The organism is Spiroplasma endosymbiont of Nomada rufipes (assembly GCF_964277355.1).
Lineage (GTDB): Bacteria > Bacillota_I > Bacilli_A > Mycoplasmatales > VBWQ01 > Spiroplasma_E.
The window spans coordinates 180,689-197,486 of sequence record NZ_OZ195517.1; the positions used below are offsets into that span (position 1 = coordinate 180,689).

25 protein-coding genes are annotated in these 16,798 nt (G+C 24.1%); 5 read left to right on the forward strand and 20 right to left on the reverse strand.

Features of this window, described 5'->3' with window-relative positions; genetic code table 4:
* Nucleotides 1-98: 98 nt before the first annotated feature.
* The 12 genes from ACICQF_RS00990 to ACICQF_RS01045 all read right to left on the reverse strand — a co-directional run bounded on the left by ACICQF_RS00990 (nt 99) and on the right by ACICQF_RS01045 (nt 3,794).
* Nucleotides 99-371: a hypothetical protein gene (locus ACICQF_RS00990; RefSeq protein ID WP_342257221.1), complete on the reverse strand. Its 273-nt coding sequence runs from the start codon at nt 369-371 to the stop codon at nt 99-101.
* Nucleotides 340-615 carry a hypothetical protein gene (locus tag ACICQF_RS00995; RefSeq protein WP_338957557.1) on the reverse strand — a complete coding sequence of 92 codons (276 nt, stop codon included), beginning with the start codon at nt 613-615 and terminating at the stop codon, nt 340-342. Before ACICQF_RS00995 ends, ACICQF_RS00990 begins: the two co-directional genes overlap by 32 nt.
* Nucleotides 608-751: a hypothetical protein gene (locus tag ACICQF_RS01000; RefSeq protein ID WP_338957559.1), complete on the reverse strand. Its 144-nt coding sequence runs from the start codon at nt 749-751 to the stop codon at nt 608-610. Before ACICQF_RS01000 ends, ACICQF_RS00995 begins: the two co-directional genes overlap by 8 nt.
* On the reverse strand, nt 751-1,263 hold the full coding sequence (locus tag ACICQF_RS01005; protein WP_395473355.1) for a hypothetical protein: 513 nt from the start codon (nt 1,261-1,263) through the stop codon (nt 751-753). Before ACICQF_RS01005 ends, ACICQF_RS01000 begins: the two co-directional genes overlap by 1 nt.
* Before the next feature lie 100 nt (nt 1,264-1,363).
* Nucleotides 1,364-1,543, reverse strand: coding sequence for a hypothetical protein (locus tag ACICQF_RS01010; protein ID WP_395473356.1), 180 nt, complete (start codon nt 1,541-1,543; stop codon nt 1,364-1,366).
* The gene (locus tag ACICQF_RS01015; protein ID WP_395472769.1) at nt 1,543-1,701 is read right to left on the reverse strand and encodes a hypothetical protein; all 159 of its coding nucleotides are present in this window, start codon (nt 1,699-1,701) and stop codon (nt 1,543-1,545) included. The genes ACICQF_RS01010 and ACICQF_RS01015 overlap by 1 nt, the downstream gene beginning before the upstream one ends.
* Before the next feature lie 65 nt (nt 1,702-1,766).
* The gene (locus ACICQF_RS01020) at nt 1,767-1,928 is read right to left on the reverse strand and encodes a hypothetical protein (protein WP_338957563.1); all 162 of its coding nucleotides are present in this window, start codon (nt 1,926-1,928) and stop codon (nt 1,767-1,769) included.
* A gap of 3 nt (nt 1,929-1,931) precedes the next feature.
* Nucleotides 1,932-2,225, reverse strand: coding sequence for a hypothetical protein (locus ACICQF_RS01025; protein ID WP_338957564.1), 294 nt, complete (start codon nt 2,223-2,225; stop codon nt 1,932-1,934).
* On the reverse strand, nt 2,215-2,652 hold the full coding sequence (locus ACICQF_RS01030) for a hypothetical protein (protein ID WP_338957565.1): 438 nt from the start codon (nt 2,650-2,652) through the stop codon (nt 2,215-2,217). Before ACICQF_RS01030 ends, ACICQF_RS01025 begins: the two co-directional genes overlap by 11 nt.
* Before the next feature lie 2 nt (nt 2,653-2,654).
* A complete protein-coding gene (locus ACICQF_RS01035; protein ID WP_395473357.1) occupies nt 2,655-2,819 on the reverse strand; it encodes a hypothetical protein in 165 nt (54 codons plus the stop codon).
* A 134-nt stretch (nt 2,820-2,953) separates the two neighbouring features.
* Nucleotides 2,954-3,148, reverse strand: a complete 195-nt coding sequence (locus ACICQF_RS01040) for a hypothetical protein (protein WP_342257314.1) — start codon at nt 3,146-3,148, stop codon at nt 2,954-2,956.
* Nucleotides 3,149-3,359: 211 nt separating this feature from the next.
* Nucleotides 3,360-3,794 (reverse strand): hypothetical protein, encoded by a 435-nt coding sequence (locus ACICQF_RS01045; RefSeq protein WP_395473358.1) that lies wholly within the window; start codon nt 3,792-3,794, stop codon nt 3,360-3,362.
* A gap of 49 nt (nt 3,795-3,843) precedes the next feature.
* Between ACICQF_RS01045 and ACICQF_RS01050 the strand changes: the two genes are divergently transcribed.
* From ACICQF_RS01050 to ACICQF_RS01060, 3 genes are all read left to right on the forward strand, one after another.
* Entirely contained in the window at nt 3,844-4,401 is a 558-nt protein-coding gene (locus ACICQF_RS01050) for a hypothetical protein (RefSeq protein ID WP_395473359.1), read from the forward strand.
* Between the two features lie 460 nt (nt 4,402-4,861).
* Nucleotides 4,862-5,221, forward strand: a complete 360-nt coding sequence (locus ACICQF_RS01055; protein WP_395473360.1) for a hypothetical protein — start codon at nt 4,862-4,864, stop codon at nt 5,219-5,221.
* A 243-nt stretch (nt 5,222-5,464) separates the two neighbouring features.
* Nucleotides 5,465-5,851: a hypothetical protein gene (locus tag ACICQF_RS01060; RefSeq protein ID WP_395473361.1), complete on the forward strand. Its 387-nt coding sequence runs from the start codon at nt 5,465-5,467 to the stop codon at nt 5,849-5,851.
* 80 nt (nt 5,852-5,931) lie between these two features.
* Here the strand turns inward: ACICQF_RS01060 and ACICQF_RS01065 are convergent, their stop codons facing one another.
* From ACICQF_RS01065 to ACICQF_RS01085, 5 genes are all read right to left on the reverse strand, one after another.
* The gene (locus tag ACICQF_RS01065; protein WP_395473362.1) at nt 5,932-6,135 is read right to left on the reverse strand and encodes a hypothetical protein; all 204 of its coding nucleotides are present in this window, start codon (nt 6,133-6,135) and stop codon (nt 5,932-5,934) included.
* Nucleotides 6,136-6,273: 138 nt separating this feature from the next.
* Nucleotides 6,274-7,188 carry an ABC transporter permease subunit gene (locus ACICQF_RS01070; protein ID WP_338958854.1) on the reverse strand — a complete coding sequence of 305 codons (915 nt, stop codon included), beginning with the start codon at nt 7,186-7,188 and terminating at the stop codon, nt 6,274-6,276.
* Nucleotides 7,189-7,190: 2 nt separating this feature from the next.
* Complete coding sequence (locus tag ACICQF_RS01075) at nt 7,191-8,393, reverse strand: ABC transporter permease subunit (protein WP_395473363.1); 1,203 nt, start codon at nt 8,391-8,393, stop codon at nt 7,191-7,193.
* 3 nt (nt 8,394-8,396) lie between these two features.
* Nucleotides 8,397-10,091, reverse strand: coding sequence for an ATP-binding cassette domain-containing protein (locus ACICQF_RS01080; protein ID WP_395473364.1), 1,695 nt, complete (start codon nt 10,089-10,091; stop codon nt 8,397-8,399).
* Nucleotides 10,092-10,093: 2 nt separating this feature from the next.
* Nucleotides 10,094-11,212 carry a hypothetical protein gene (locus ACICQF_RS01085; RefSeq protein ID WP_395473365.1) on the reverse strand — a complete coding sequence of 373 codons (1,119 nt, stop codon included), beginning with the start codon at nt 11,210-11,212 and terminating at the stop codon, nt 10,094-10,096.
* 521 nt (nt 11,213-11,733) lie between these two features.
* Here ACICQF_RS01085 and ACICQF_RS01090 point away from each other — a divergent pair.
* Nucleotides 11,734-12,090, forward strand: coding sequence for a hypothetical protein (locus ACICQF_RS01090; RefSeq protein ID WP_395473366.1), 357 nt, complete (start codon nt 11,734-11,736; stop codon nt 12,088-12,090).
* Here the strand turns inward: ACICQF_RS01090 and mnmG are convergent.
* Nucleotides 12,087-13,970 carry a tRNA uridine-5-carboxymethylaminomethyl(34) synthesis enzyme MnmG gene (mnmG, locus tag ACICQF_RS01095; protein WP_395473367.1) on the reverse strand — a complete coding sequence of 628 codons (1,884 nt, stop codon included), beginning with the start codon at nt 13,968-13,970 and terminating at the stop codon, nt 12,087-12,089. The two genes, ACICQF_RS01090 and mnmG, sit on opposite strands and share 4 nt — an antisense overlap.
* Before the next feature lie 574 nt (nt 13,971-14,544).
* Nucleotides 14,545-15,333, reverse strand: a complete 789-nt coding sequence (locus tag ACICQF_RS01100; protein WP_395473368.1) for an exonuclease domain-containing protein — start codon at nt 15,331-15,333, stop codon at nt 14,545-14,547.
* A 308-nt stretch (nt 15,334-15,641) separates the two neighbouring features.
* Here ACICQF_RS01100 and ACICQF_RS01105 point away from each other — a divergent pair, with 308 nt between their 5' ends.
* Nucleotides 15,642-16,592: an IS30 family transposase gene (locus ACICQF_RS01105; protein ID WP_395473369.1), complete on the forward strand. Its 951-nt coding sequence runs from the start codon at nt 15,642-15,644 to the stop codon at nt 16,590-16,592.
* A 19-nt stretch (nt 16,593-16,611) separates the two neighbouring features.
* Here the strand turns inward: ACICQF_RS01105 and ACICQF_RS01110 are convergent, their stop codons facing one another.
* The gene (locus ACICQF_RS01110) at nt 16,612-16,767 is read right to left on the reverse strand and encodes a hypothetical protein (protein WP_395473370.1); all 156 of its coding nucleotides are present in this window, start codon (nt 16,765-16,767) and stop codon (nt 16,612-16,614) included.
* Between the last annotated feature and the right edge of the window lie 31 nt (nt 16,768-16,798).

Sequence of the window (16,798 nt, forward strand, 5' to 3'; positions counted from 1 at the left end):
TAGTTAATAATAATGGTCATGGTGGTGTTTCTGTGGTAGTAGTTGTTAATCAAGGTGGTGGTTCAGGATTAGGATTGATTTTTGTAAATTTTGCATAATTAATTAAACCAATAGTTCCTAAACCTAATAATATTTTTTTTACTTGAATTTAATATTTTCTTTTTAGTACTTGGCATTTGATTTAAGTTTCATATATCAATTCCTAACTTTTTACTAAATAATAAAGCATTAATACTTCCTAATACTGGATTACCAATAATTTGACCATAATAAGCACTTGTACCAATCATTGCTGATAATGGACTTATTCCAATTCTTATTATTTTTAATAAAGTATAGTTATTTGATTGTACATTCGTGTCATTTGGCATTTTCATTTACTCCTTCATTTTTTGGTTTAATAAACACTTCAACTCAACCTGTATAGTGAACGTTATCACCAACTAAAATAGCAGTATTTGCATGTGGTTGAGAAACAACTAAATATTCAGCAATAACATTAGGATATTTTCATAAAATAATTGCTTTTATATCATTACTATCTGTTAAATCTTTGGGATTTGGTGAAAATATTTCTATTTTATCTTGACCAAATAAATCTGTTAATTTAGTCATTATCAAATTCACCTTTTTCTATTTTTTCAATTAATAAATTTAAAATATTTTTGTCCAAATCAGAGTTTGTATAATTAATTTTTTTAGTTCATTTAATTATATCTTTCATATATTTAAGTAATTTTTCTTTATTCATTATTTATTCTCCTTATTTAAATAATATCAACCAATTAATAAACTATCTGCTTCATCATGATTTGATATTTTTATATTTCGATTATTTTCTTTAATAATTTCTTCAGCAACATATATACTTAGTTCTTTATCTCAAGGTCTTAATCAAAAAATAGGTGGGTCATAACGTTCATATCATTTCTTTCATTCACTTTGACTTATTAACATATCTTTTGTTAATAATTTATTAAATTGTCCTGCAATAAAACCACGTAAATGTTCTTGAGTTTCATAACCAATACCATTTTTTCAATTAAAAGTACCACGTTCAATAATTAAATCCAATTCATTATCATTAACTTTTATATCTCAATAAAATTTTCTTTGTCCATCATATTCTTTTAAATTATAACTTTTAACAAATATTGGTTTTCAATTTCAAAAATCATATTTATCATGTAAATAAACTTTTTTTCATAAAGTAAATCCAGTATTTTTAATACTTGGGTCAATTGAAAGTAAATAATTAGTCATTATCAAATCACCGGTCTTTAATTCTGGTTTTAATTGGTTTATAAACTTCTTCATAATATCCGTTTAAGCGATATGTGTTTTTAAGATATTGCATAAATCTTTATTTATTAATACAATTTTTATGTCTTGATTTATTAATTTCATCAACTTTATTTCTATGTTCTTTATCACCTTGATAAAAATGTTCACATACATTTTCTCAGCAGTTTTTTTCACAAGTAAATAAATCATGTTTTTTATCACATACACAACAATCTTCACAACATACTTCTTTATTCATTATTTATTCTCCTTTCTATTATTTCTTTCTTGCTTTATTAATAAATTTATTCAAATAATTTGATTATCACCATCACCTAATTTTTTTAAAAGATATTCATATCTTTTCTTAAAATCTTCACTATCAATATCTCTATCTTGGTAAATTATTTTTTTCAATTTTTTTATTTTATACAAGGTTTTTGGAGAATATATTTCTCCGTGCATGCAAAGAAAACATTTCATTATTTATTCTCCTTATTTTCAATTTGATTAGCAATTTCACTTAATATTTTTAATACTTTATATTCATTTTTTAATTCTTTAATAATAAATATTAAAAATATTATTAGTGTTATACTTGTTATTAATATTGGTGCTATTAATAAAATTTCTCATCATATCATTTTTTACTCTTTTCATTTTTTAAATCATTTAACATTAATTGAACAAAATACACGATTTTTAGGAATGTTTAAAGTATTAAAAATTTGACCAGTTACAATAATTTCATCGTTTTTGTTTAATAAAATACATCGGTTATAAAATTTTGGATTATTAAAAATTAAAGTAACATAGTTTAAACCATTTCATTGACCACGAACACTATAATATAATTCTTTATTACCTTTTTCGTAATATTTTGCTTCAATAGTGTTACTTAGTTTTACTGTTAATTTGACATAATTGGCTTTATCTTTCATTTTTATAATTCCTTAAATAGTATTGAATGTGTTTATATGCATCTTGTTCATGTTTTGTTAATTTTATATTTCCTTTATAATTTGTTATTTTATTTTTATTTTTTGGTTGGTTTTCTAGATAATCTCAGTTGAAAACATCTTGTACTAATACCATTAATGAACCAATAATTTTAGGAGTTGCTAATGGATTAGTTAATAATTGTTTTGAACTTAAAAAGAAATTTTCTACAATAACTAATATTTTGTTTTCAAAAAATTGTTCTTTGATTATTGATAATATTCTTTTATAACGATTTTTACTTTCAAAAACATGTGTTGTGTTGAATGTTTCTGTATAAATAATCCTATTTGTTTCATTTGAATATATAACAATTCCATTATTACCAATACCAGCGGGGTCAATCCCAATAATTAAGTCATATTGCATTATTAATCAAATTCACCATTTTTAATTTTTTGATTTAATTGAGATATAAGATTTAATCTTCTATTAAAACAACTTTTTCAAAGTTTAGTTACTTTTTCATCGTCTCTCATTTCTTTATTTCATTCTCATTCATCTTTAAGATATTCAAGTATTTTTTCTTTATTCATATTTATACCTCCTACTTAACCTAATATTTAAAATACAGTCATAACAAATTGCTTTACTATTTTTATCTCTTAAAAAATATTTTCTTGTTTTTATATCATTAGTATTAAAGAATAAATAATCTAATTTATTTTGTTTACATGTTCAACAAAAATACTTTTTCATTATGAGTTGAAATTTCCTTATAAGAAGTAACTATATAATTAATTGGTAAATCATCATGTTTATATGGATTATTTATTTTAAAACCTTTTCTGTTTTCTTCTCACGTAATGTTATATTTAAAACAAGGATTAGTAATTTTAGTTTTGTTATCTGTTATTTCACCCATAAATCAACTATTATGCTGTTCATAAAATGTTAATTGTTCAAGTTTTATATCATTAAGATAATATTCTTAAACTTACAAATTACTTGGCTTAGAAAAAAACAAATAGCATCATTTACAGAAATACAAATAAAAGCATTAACCAAAAAACAAATACCAGCACTCACAAGCGAACAAGCAGCAGCACTTACTGTTTGACAAATCACTTGATTTACTAAAAACAAATACCACAATTTACAGAAACGCATATAGCAGTATTCACAAAAGATAAGATTTCTTGATTTACTAAAAAACAAATACAAGCATTCACAATCAAACAAATTGAAATATTTACTAAAGAACAAATACAAGCACTCACAATCGAACAAATACCAGAATTTATACCACAACAAATTAAAGCACTGACTGAATGACAAATTAGTTTATTTACAACAAAACAAATACCCTGATTTACAACTGAGCAAATAGCAGCTTTTCTTAATTTAGGAATACCGGCATTCACCAAAGAACAAATACAAGCATTCACAATTGAACAAATACCAGCATTCACAATCGAACAAATACCATATTTCACAAAAGAACAAATATCAGCATTCACAATCAAGCAAATACAAGCATTCACAAACTGACAAATTACTTGATTCACCATTGAACAAATAGAAGCACTAACAATTCAACAAATACCACACTTCACAAAAATGCAAATACAAGCACTCACAAGCGAACAAATACCACACTTCACAAAAGAACAAATACCAAGTTTTACAACAAAACAAATATCTGTGTTCATAATTGAACAAATACAAGCACTAACACAAGAACAAATACAAGAATTCACAGAAGCACAAATACCACACTTCACAAAAGAACAAATTAGTTATTTTAGAAAAAAACAAATACCCTGATTTACAGATTGACAAATTACTTGACTGACAACTGAGCAAATACCCGCATTTACAAGCGAACAAATACCAGCATTTATACAACAACAAATTAAAGCATTGAGAGAAGATCAAATACAAGAATTCACAGAAGCACAAATACCACACTTCACAAAAGAACAAATACCAAGTTTTACAACAAAACAAATAAAAAATTTTACATGAAAACAACCATTTACAGCAGAGCAAATACCCCCACTTCACAACAAAACAAATAGCAGCAATACCACCAATTCAAATTTCATGATTTCATGATGATCAAATCCAAGCACTCACAATAAAACAAATACCAGTATTAACATCACAACAAATTAAATGATTTTACTATGAACAAATCCAAGTTTTTACAAAAGAACAAATTCAGTCATTTACAACAGAACAAATATCAAAATTTACAATAGAACAAATACAAGCACTCAATGAAAAACAAATAAAAACATTAACTCTAAATCAAATTAAATTATTTGATTATAAACAAATACAAGTACTAACAGAAAAACAAATTTCTACTTTTACACCGATACAAATACAAATATTTATAACAAAACAAATCCAAGCTTTTACAGAAAAACAAATTAAAGCATTAACAGAAAAACAAATACCCGCATTTACAGTCTCGCAAATACAATCTTTTACAGAAAATCAAATAGCGTCATTTAAAACTTCACAAACTATTATCTTAACATCAAGACAAATCCAAGCTTTCACAACACAACAAATCCAATGATTTACAAATTCACAAATTTATTATTTAAAAATTTCACAAGTACAAGCTTTGACAACCAAACAAATAAGTTCACTTAACTACAATAAAATTAGAATATTTACATCACAATGAACTAAGAAATTCAAAGTTTCACAAATCCAAGCTTTCACAACACAACAAATTCAATGAATTGATTATGAACAAATACCAGAATTTACCAAAGAACAAATACAAATATTTACAAATCAACAAATACAAGCACTAACACCAAAGCAAATACCCTCATTAACTATTTTACAAATTAGTTGATTTACAATTGAACAAATACAAGCACTAACACCAAGACAAAATAGAGTATTTACAGAAAAACAAATCCAAGCACTCACAAAAGAACAAATACAATCATTTGCACCAGAACAAATACAATAGTTTCCAATTAAATACATAAATGGAATAATTTCAAAACAAATACAATGATTCATAATTGAACAAATTCAATCATTTACCAAAAAACAAATACCAGCATTTACAATTGAACAAATACCATATTTCACAACAAAACAAATCTCAGCACTAATTATTTCAAAAAAAATATATGCACTTACAATTGAACAAATACAAGCACTCACAATTGAACAAATACAAGCACTAACATCAGAACAAATAGAAGGATTGACAAGAGAACAAATTAGTTGACTTACAAATCAACAAATAGAAGCACTCACAAAAGAACAAATACCCGCATTAAGTCCAAGAAAAATGGAAGCATTAAGTCCAGAAAAAAGAAAAATATTAAAATTATTAATTAATAAATATCAAAATCAAGAACAAAAAACCAAATCTAAAAAAGATTTAACAAAAAAAATTTACCAACAAGAAGCACAAAAAAAACAAAGTCTTAGTGGTGGAAATCAAGAATATAAAGAATCTATATTATTAAAAAATGTGAAACCATTAAATTCACACCTTAAATGATCAAAATCTTTGTATGAAGAAATAACAAAATATGAAACCCAAGTTCCTAATATAACAACTAATAAATTTATTAATAAATACTAGTAATTAACAATCTTTTTTTAAAAAATTATTATACAAATTATAAAAAATATTTTCTTAAAAAATAAATGCTTTAATCTAATTTACATTACTATACATTTATTTTTTTTAGATTTAAAACTTATTACTTCATCATCATTAATTTTTTGATAGTTAATATTAGAAATTTTATTAATTATTTTTTTCTTATTATTTTTAAATGTTTTTCTTTTTTTTAATATTTTTTCTAAACTGTCATTGTTCTGTTCAATCAATTTCTCAAAACTGTCATTTAAGTTTTTTACCATAATTTAAAATTCCCCTTTTTCATTGCTTAATAAATTTATTATACAGAATAAAAATAAAAACTGAATTTATTAAAAAACATTTAAAACATTATATTTATTAAACCTGATAAAGGTTTAAAATATTGCTAGCATATAATTTTATTGTCATTTTCTACCTGCTTTAACATAAGGTTGCGCTCAACTTTTTACCAATTCTGTATTAGGACGAAAAATCATTAATGATACTAATGCTATTAAATATGGAAACATTCCTCATAATCAACTTGGAATATTATTACTAATAACTATAAATGTTTGTGAAGCATTAATATACTGATATAAAAAAGAAAAAATAAAACAAATAATAGAAGTTAAAAAAAATCTACTATGTGCCATCATTCATAAAGCAATTGCTAAAAATCCAATACCAGCAAAATTATTACTATAAATAAAAGTACTTGGAAGTACATAAACAAATAAAGCACCCGAAAAACAAGCTAAAGAACTAGAAAATAGCGAAATATAAAATCGAGAACGACGAACATGAATATAATTTAAAGCCACTGCAGTTGGATTCTCACCAATTCCTCTAATGTATAATCCAAGCTTAGTTAAAAACAAAATAGCTGCAAAAATATAAATTGCTAAAAAGGTTACCAAAATTGCAATTCAAGAAAATTGATAAATATAAATACTTGCTAATGAATAATTTATTTCTCCAGTAAATGTTAATGGTAAAATTACTGCTAATCCATAACCAAAGTAATTAATAACCATTGATACTAAAAATTGATTTGTTCTAAACAATAAGGTTGCTAAACTATGAATTAAACCAAATACAATTCCGATGATAATAGTTATAAAAAATGCCAAAATTGCAACTCCACCACCAAAATTATTTTTTAATTGTGAAACAATTATACAATATGTAGCAGCACCAGTACACATAATACCATCAAAACCAAAATTAACAATTCCTGCTCTAGTATTTAAAATTCCACCTGTACATAACAATAATAATGGACAAGCAAATAATAATGTATTAACTAAAATTGTTGAAAATGAGAGTAACATAATTATTTTTTTCTCCTTTTCTTTTTAAATATTTTCTTTTTTTTAAAAATTTTTGAAGATTTTGATTCAACATTAACAATTTTAACATTTTGTTGTTCATCCTTAATTAATTCTTTTTTTCATATTAGCTTCTTTTTTAGTCTTATTAAATATTCTTTAATAGCAATAGAATGAGTTAAGTAATGCCAAATAAAAGGATAAATACCAATAATGTAAATGGTTATTGATAATACTATTATTGCAATTTCTGGATTTTTAAAATACATAAAAGCATTATTTTCAATAGGACTAATAAATAAACTCATAAAAAATGATGAAAATAAAATAACTCCTGGTGTATATCCCGCTAAAGCAGCTACTACTATCCCATAAAATCCTTCTTGAATTGGAGCAGAAAGCGAAGGTAAATTATTATTAACTCCTAAAAAATAAAGATAACCAGCAATTCCTGCTATCGCTCCTGAAATTGGTAAAATTATTAAACCCTGATATTGAGGATTTAATCTGGCATATTTTGCAGCAACGGGATTTTTAGCAATTGCGTTTAATTTAAAACCAAGAATGCGATTATTAAAAATAATAATTGCGATTAATAAGACAATAATAGCAATAATAATACCAGCAGAAAATAAATTACTAATGCTAAAAGGTCCACTAATTAATGAAAATCTAATATTAGTAATTTGCGTTGGAATGTTTAAGTTATGATAAACATTACTGGCTATTAAACCTTTATATCCTTCTCAAGCAATAAAATTAAATAAAATAGTGCTAATAATTTCATGAATTTTAAAATAAGTTTTTAAAATTGCAATAATTAAACCGGCTAAACCACCAATTAAAACTGCAATTAATAAAAGAAAAGGAGTAATTCATTGACTATGACCACCACTCTTATAAATAGCTACTGCCAATACATATGTTACCATAGCACTAAATAACATTTGACCACTAACTCCAAAGTTATAAATACGATACTTAAAAGTAATAGCTACTGCTAATCCTGTTAATATTAATATACTATATGTTTCAATTAAATTACTAAAACTTACTAAATTAGTTAAAGGATTAATAAAAATAGTTTTCCAAAATGATAATGGATTAACTTGTAAACATAGCATTAATAAACTAACAAAAAATAGAGTTATTAGTAATAATAATGTACCCACTAATCAAAAATTTCATTTTTTAATATTTTCCAACATCTTTTAACCCAACCTTGACCTAATATTTTCCATTTTTTTATTAATTCAACTAGTAATTTTGACAAATGGTCTTTTCAAATAATTAATTGTTCTAATTATTTTTTTCATTTTCAAACTTCACTTTGTTTGTGGTAATTGATACATTTTATCAGTTTTAACAATTATTTCATTTGTAATAGGATAATCATGTCATAGTGCTGGATTGTTCATTATTTCAACTTTAACATCTTTATTTTCCAATTTACAAACAAATTGTTTGTGGTAAATAACTGCTACTCGTTGACACAATAATTGTAATAAGTAGGGATCAGTATCAATAATTAAAATGCTTGAGCCACTTTCGCGTAACTCTATTATCTTTTTAATAATTAATAATGAAGAATTTTCATCTAAATCAGAAAATGGATTAGATAAAATTAATAATTGTGGTTGCTCTTCAATACTTCTTGCTAATACAAATTTCTGCATTTCTCCTTTTGATAATTTATTAATTTTAATAAAAATATTATTATCGTTAAATATTTGATATTTTTTAATAATTTCTCGTACCTTTTTATTAACAACCGCTGTTTTGACAACTCCGGATTTAGTTACATATTTTTCTTTATTATAATTTCAAAAGGTAAAATTTTCAAATAAAGTGGCATCAGGAATTATAGCAGTATTACTATAATGTCCAGATATTCAATCAATTCCTAAATTACTAATTTCTTGCGGTTTAAAATAAGTTACTTCTTGTTCTTGAAAAAAAATGCGTCCTGTTTGCGTTTTAATCATACGTACTATACTTTCAAGTAAAACCTCGCTATAAAGGTTTTCATAATCATAAATACCATATATTTCACCAGGGCGAATTGCAAATTCAATTTTATGAAAATTTGAAATATTAGGTTTATTCAAAGAAAGATTATCAATATAAAGCATTGGTACTGAATTTATCGATTTTGGCTTTTTATAATTAAAAATCTTACCTCAATAATTAGTTGTAAATAATTTAGTATTTTCTTCTAATTTCATTACTTTTGTTTTACCAATATTTAAGTTTTCAATTCAAGATACTCGGTTAGCAACCATTTTAGCAAATTCTTCATCTCTAGTTGTGAAAAGGACCGTTATTTCTTCATTACGAAATGTTTTAAAAATCATTCAAAACTCTACTTTTTGACTATCAGATAAACCAACAGTTGGTTCATCTAACAATAATATTTTAGGTTCTTTGAATAAAGCACGAAGCAAAGATAATTTTTTTAATTCTTCAATCGCAAGTGTTGATACTCTCTTATTTAAATTAAGCTTAATTTTATATTTTTCCATTAAATTATTAATTTTAAATTCAGCTTCTTTTCAATTAGGAAAAATTTTGGCAATAGTTGGTTCATTACCAAGTATAATATTTTGTTTAACAGTAAGATTGTCTAAGAAAAAATCTTCTTGACCAGCATAAGCTATTCTAAAATAAAGCATTTCACTAGGATCACGAGGAAAATAACATCCTTTTCTTAAACTATTAATAACAATTTTTCCTTTAGAAGGTTGTTCAAAACCAGCAAGCATTCTAATTAACGTTGATTTACCAACGCTATTATTACCAACAATGGCATGAATTTCTTGTGTTATTTCTAAATTAACATTTTCAAATATAACACGAGTATCATAATATTTACTAATTTTTTGTAACTTCAATATTGTTTTTTCCATAATTATATATCTCCATACTGATTAGTAAAATCAATGTTATTAACACCATAAGTTTGGATTTTACTTTCTGAAGCACTAGGTATAATTTTAAAATTAGGATTAATTTCTTCGTTAAATGTCTCATCAAAAATTTCCAAACCAGGCATAAAACCAAAAGCTAAATAATTAATATCATCATAAACATAATCATTATTATTAATGACATTATATCCAATAAAACTAATAGTTTTACTATAAGTTGGACGGGAAGATATTAACCTAGCAGTATAAGCAATAATACTGTTATATCAATAATTAGTATTAATAATAAAATTAACACCATGTGTTTCATATAATGATTGGGCAATCTGACCAACACCGGCAACACTATCAGCACTATAAATATTACTTGTTACAAAACTATCATGAGGATTAGCATAAATAATTTTATATGTAATTTTTGGATTATCAATACCATTAATTATCTCAGCAAATTGATTCAAAATAGTTTGATCATAATCAATACCAATATTATTAATAATACCAATTCTAACTATCAATTTACCGTTGTCATCAACATCAAAGTTATATTTTTTATTTATTATTCCATCCTGAACATTTTGTTGAAAATGTTCAGCAATTTTACTGCCATAATTTAAATGGCTACTAGTTACGTTATCAGTATTATATCTAATATCATAAATATTATTAGTGACTTTAACCGTATCAGCAATAATGTTATTAAAAAAATAAAATTTAACATTCTGAAATTGTTGTAATACTCTAATTAAGTTTTTAGTAGAATAACTACTAGTTTCACTATGATGTGGAATATACTTTTGAAAACTAGGATTTAAAATATAAACTTTTTTGATATTATATGTAGATAAAAAGTTCCTCAACATTAATGCATAATAATTATCATCTTGAGAACTAAACAATGTTACTACATGATCTTTACCATAAAAAGTTTGTAACTTTTGATAAACAAGTCGGTCATAAATGTTTTGATTTTGTGCTTGTTGATAACTTGTTATTAATAAAACTGTTGGTTTTAAATTCCAAGTACAAGCATAAATACTACTACTAATAGTAGTTATTGTTGGCAAAATTATAGTGAATAATAGAAAACGTCGAAACATAAAAACCACCTACTAATAATAATTATTTATAATTATACAAGAAATCTTAGTTTAATATCAAACAATCAATTTATTGCAAATTAATTAAACGGTTTATTAAAAAAATAATAAAGAATATAGATAAAAAGGATTTATGACAATTAATTTTATTAATAGTAATATTTGGTTTGTTATTATTTTCAAAGTTATTTTCTTTTGTTATTCCTAAAATGTAATGATGAGGAATTTTAATTTTATTTTTAGTCGCATTTACGTTCTTATTTATATCTTTTGCTAGATCATTTATTTGAAATTCTAATTTTTGAATGATTTTAAAAAACAAAAAAAATAAATTATTTACTATTAACTTTGACTTATTTATATAAATTTTACATACTTTATATTTATTTTTAATAATAAATTAATTAATTGTAAAATACATAAAATTTGATAATATACAATTATTATTAGTATACATAAGTTTTAACCAATTACTTTTATAGGAAAGTAAATGGATTTTTTTGTTAAAAGGAGGTATTAAAATGGCAAACAAAAATAAATCAGAAATATTTCAAAAAATAACAGCACAAAAAGAAATGAAAGATATTTTAAACCAATCAAATTCTACATTTAAAAATAAAAAAGGAAGAAAAAAAGAAAGACATGGTGGGTTAACATTTAAATTTAATAAAATTAATAACACTAATAATCAATTAACAGATGTAATAATTAATGATAACCCATCAAAAAGTCATATAGAAAATCCAGAGACAGTTTCTATTATTTTAACAGAGAGTGAAAATATGCAAGAAACAGCTAATGAATTAGAAGAAATAAGTAGTCTTTATGCAAAATATATAAAATTAGCGATCTTAATTAAAAGATCGCTAATTTATTAAATATTTAAATTTGGATATTTGCGTTTTAAAAAAAATAATAAAACTTGAATATCAGCAGGACTAACACCAGAAATTCTTGTAGCATGACCAATTGTTAATGGTCTAACGCGCTTTAATTTTTCTCTAGCTTCACCAGTAATACTTTCTACTAAATCATAATCAATATCACTAGGAATTTGTTTTTTTTCTAAACTATTAGTTTGTTGCGCCATTTTTAGTTGCTGATTAATATACCCTGAATATTTAATTGTAATTTCTAATTCCATTAATTCATGATATTGTAAATCATTTATTAAAGGTAACTGTGAAGTAAACATTGATAATTTGACACCTGGGCGTTTTAATAATTCATAAGCAATAATATGATTATCGGGAATTGGACCTAAATTATTATTAATAATATACTTAGCAACTTCTGAATTGGGACTAACTTTAATGGTTTTTAATTTTTCAACAATATTGGACATTAATGTTTGTTGAATATTAAATTGTGATCAACGTTGTTCACTAACTAAGCCAACTTGATAACCATACTTAATTAATCTTGTTTGAGCATTATCATTTCGTAATAATAAACGATGTTCAGCTAAAGAAGTTAATAAACGATAAGGTTCAACTGTTCCTTTTGTTACTAAATCATCAATTAAAACTCCGATATATGCTTCATCACGCTTTAAAATTAATGGTCTTTCTTTTTTTATTTTTAAATGGGCATTAATTCCGGCTATTAAACCTTGACACGCTGCTTCTTCATAACCACTAGTACCATTAATTTGACCAGCACTAAATAATTTTTTAATTAATTTAGTTTCCAATGTTGGTCATAATTGTGTTGGTTCAAAAGCATCATATTCAATAGCATATGCTCATTTTAATACTTCACAATTTTCTAAACCAGGTAACGTTCTCAACATTTTATCTTGCACATCAATTGGCAATGATGTTGAAAAACCTTGGACATAAATTGAATCCAAAGCAAGTGATTCTGGCTCTAAGAAAATTTGATGACGAGGCTTATCAGCAAAACGTACTACCTTATCCTCAATACTTGGACAATAACGTGGTCCAGTACCTTGTGCTTCACCATTATACATTGGTGATTTATCTAAATTATTATTAATAATGGTATGAGTTTTATCATTTGTATAAAGTAAATAACAAGGTAATTGTTTTGCTAATGGTAAAAAATTTTTAGTTTCATGTGAAAATGCTAAAGGTAAATCACTACCTAGTTCAATATTAGTTTTGTCAAAATCAATACTATTTTTTTTAATACGAGGTGGTGTTCCTGTTTTTAAACGTATCATATTAAAGCCTACAATTTTTAATTGTTCAGAAATACCATTACTTGTTCTTTGACCATCTGGTCCTTCTGATTTCTTATTATGACCTTGTAAAGTTAAAGCTGTCATATAAGTACCAGTAGTTAAAATCACAATTTCACTTGTAATTTTTTCGCCATTCTCTAAAATAACACCCTTAGCAGTGTTTTCTTCAATTATTAATGATTGTACCATAACTTCTAAAATTGTTAAATTTTCTTGTTTATTTATTGCATTTTGCATATATTGTGAATAAGCAATTTTATCAGATTGAGCACGAATAGCTCAAACTGCTGGACCACGTGAATGATTTAATAGTTTCATTTGCAAAGCAGTAGCATCTGCTGCTTTAGCCATTTCGCCACCAAGTGCATCAATTTCACGAACCACAACTCCTTTGGCGGGTCCACCAATAGAAGGATTGCATGGCATTAATGCAATTTTAGTTTTATCAAGAGTAATAATAGCAGTTTTATGACCTGCTCGTGCAGAAGATAATGCCGCTTCAACACCAGCATGACCCGCACCAATTACAATAATTTCATAGTCATATTTCATTGATTTCACCTCCATTTCATAAAATATTACATATCAAAATTAATAACATCAAAAATAAGAAATTTTATTTTTAATTTCTTTAGTAAAGTTATCATAAACAAGCAAAATATTCATGTACTTTTTAGACTTTTATTAAATAAAAATTGAATTTTAGTTAATAATCTTCTCGATTATAATTCATTATATTTTATACAAGATATAAATATTATTTAAAGAATTAGTGCTGCACTTAAAAATAGCAACTGTTTTAACTAGTAATCATTAATACTAATTTAAAACCAGTAATTACTTACTTTTAAGTATTTTATTTATTATCACAAGATGTGTTTTTATTGAAAAGACACTTTTGTCATTAACATTAGTGACTGTATCCAATGGTGATAAAACATATGCAACATCTATTTCTTTTTCCATAACTGTAACCTCTTTTGTATACAATTTGACTTAAATAATTTATCTTAATATCCCTACATAAGTATAATTATAATGTTAATTTTTAAATTTGCAAATTTTTATTTACTATACCTTTAAACTTAAAAAGTATTTTTATATATAAAAATACATCTTATATTAATTAAGATAAAAAATCACCAAATAATCTCCCCATTTTAATATTAAGATTATTACATAAAGTTTTTAAATGGTAATGTTCACTGAAATGTATATTAATTAATTTATGTAAAGTGGTAACATCTGCCAATGGATCATGATGATCAAATTTAATTTGATTACTATGAGCAAGAGCACTTAAACGGTTATTAGGATAATCATATGTTCTTCTAAATAACTTAACTGAACAAATGTAAAAAAAATTAGAGCACTCTAAATCATTATGATTTATTAATGATCTTAAGATATTAATGTTAAAGTTAGCATGATGAGCAATAACAACAGTATTTTCAGTAAAAAAAGTAACAATGTCTACTCATAATTCTTTAAAATTTGACATTAAAGATACGCTTTCATTTGTAATTCCATGAACATGAGAAAAAGTAAATTCTTCAGGATGTGGTTTAATTAACGAACTATAAGTTTTGACAATTTTACCTTGTGTTACTTTTATCATAATTAATTGACAAGCACTTGTTTTATTCGAATTTGCAATTTCAAAATCAATAAAAACATAATTAGTATTATCAATCCCTCAATCATGAACACTAAATTTTTTCTTACTATTTAATTTTAATTGCTTTCTTTTTAATAACATTTTTTTAGCAAAAAGATTTTTACTATCTTTACTTTTATACTGTTTAAAAGGTGTAATTATTTCTTGTTTTCCTTCTATATTAACTTCTGATTCAGAGTTATCATCTGTTTCAAAATCATCATTTGTCTTCTTGAATTTTACACTTTTAAAAAACATATTAATGGCAATAGCACCTTTCTATCTAAATTTTCATAAATTAATATTAGTTATTCCTTTGATAAATTATAACATTGATAAGTTAGAGTAACTATATTTTTACTTATAAAACTTCATTTTTTACAAAATTCATTTATTAATTATCATTCTTTAACAACTAACTTAATATAATTTTTAAAAATAATATTATGAATAAAATATTATGCTGAATTATACTTGTAAGTGCAAGTAAATAAAATTGCAAAAAATTCTCATATAAAAATTTCATAATGCTAAATTTAGTTTAGAAAAAAGTAAGGAGTTTTTATATGAGTTATAAACATCTTGGCATAGATGAAAGGATTTATATTGAGAATCAATTGAAATTTAAATTTAAAATTAGTGAAATAGCTAAAAATCTTAATCGAAGTATTAGTACTATTATTCGAGAAATTAATAGAAATAAAGATAATAATCATTATTTTTCATTAATTGCACAAAATAAAGCTGAAAATCGAAAACAATCACATATTAGTTTTCATAAGTTTAAAAATAAGAATTTAGTAAAATATGTACAACAAAAATTACTATTAGGTTGATCACCTGAACAAATTTATGGCAGAATTAAAAATTTTCATAAAGAGTGAGTTATTAGTTTTAAAACAATTTATACTTGAATTTATTTTGGAATGCTTGATAAAGTTACTAGTAAAAATTTAAGAAGAAAAGGTAAAAAACGAAAATCTAAAGAAAATCGTGGCAAGTTTAATGGTAAATCAATTAAAGAACGAGATATAAATGTTAATGATCGTATAACACTTGGTCATTGAGAAGGAGATACTATAGTATCATCAAGAGGCAAAAGCAAATCATGTTTAATAACTTTAGTTGAAAGAGTATCACGATTTTCTTTAGCAATATTAGTTAAAAACAGAACTACTAAAGTTATTAATAAAAATGTCAGTTATTATTTATCAATTCTTCCAAAAAACATTGTTAAAACTATTACTTTTTATCGTGGCAAAGAATTTTCAAATTGACAACAACTTGAAAAAAATTTAGATGTAAAAATTTATTTTGCCAATCCATATTCACCTTGACAAAGAGGTACTAATGAAAATACTAATGGTTTAATTAGAGAAAAATTTCCTAAAAAATTTATTTTTTCAAAAACTAATAAAAATGAAGTTCATAAATTTATATTGTCTTTAAATCAAAGACCGAGAAAAATATTAAATTATCTTTCACCAATCGAATATTTGGATAGAAAAATAATTTAGTTGCACTTACCTTTACAATTTAGCATTTTAATTTAAAAACATATATTTTATCAATTCTTGTTGCTTTACCAGCTTTGCTTCCAAGATAATTAGTAGCTTTTTTCTTTTGAATTATTGAATCTTCATAAGTTTCTTCTAATCTTAATGGAATTTCAATTTTAATACTATCCCGCATAATATCAAAATAATTACATACTTTTCTATTA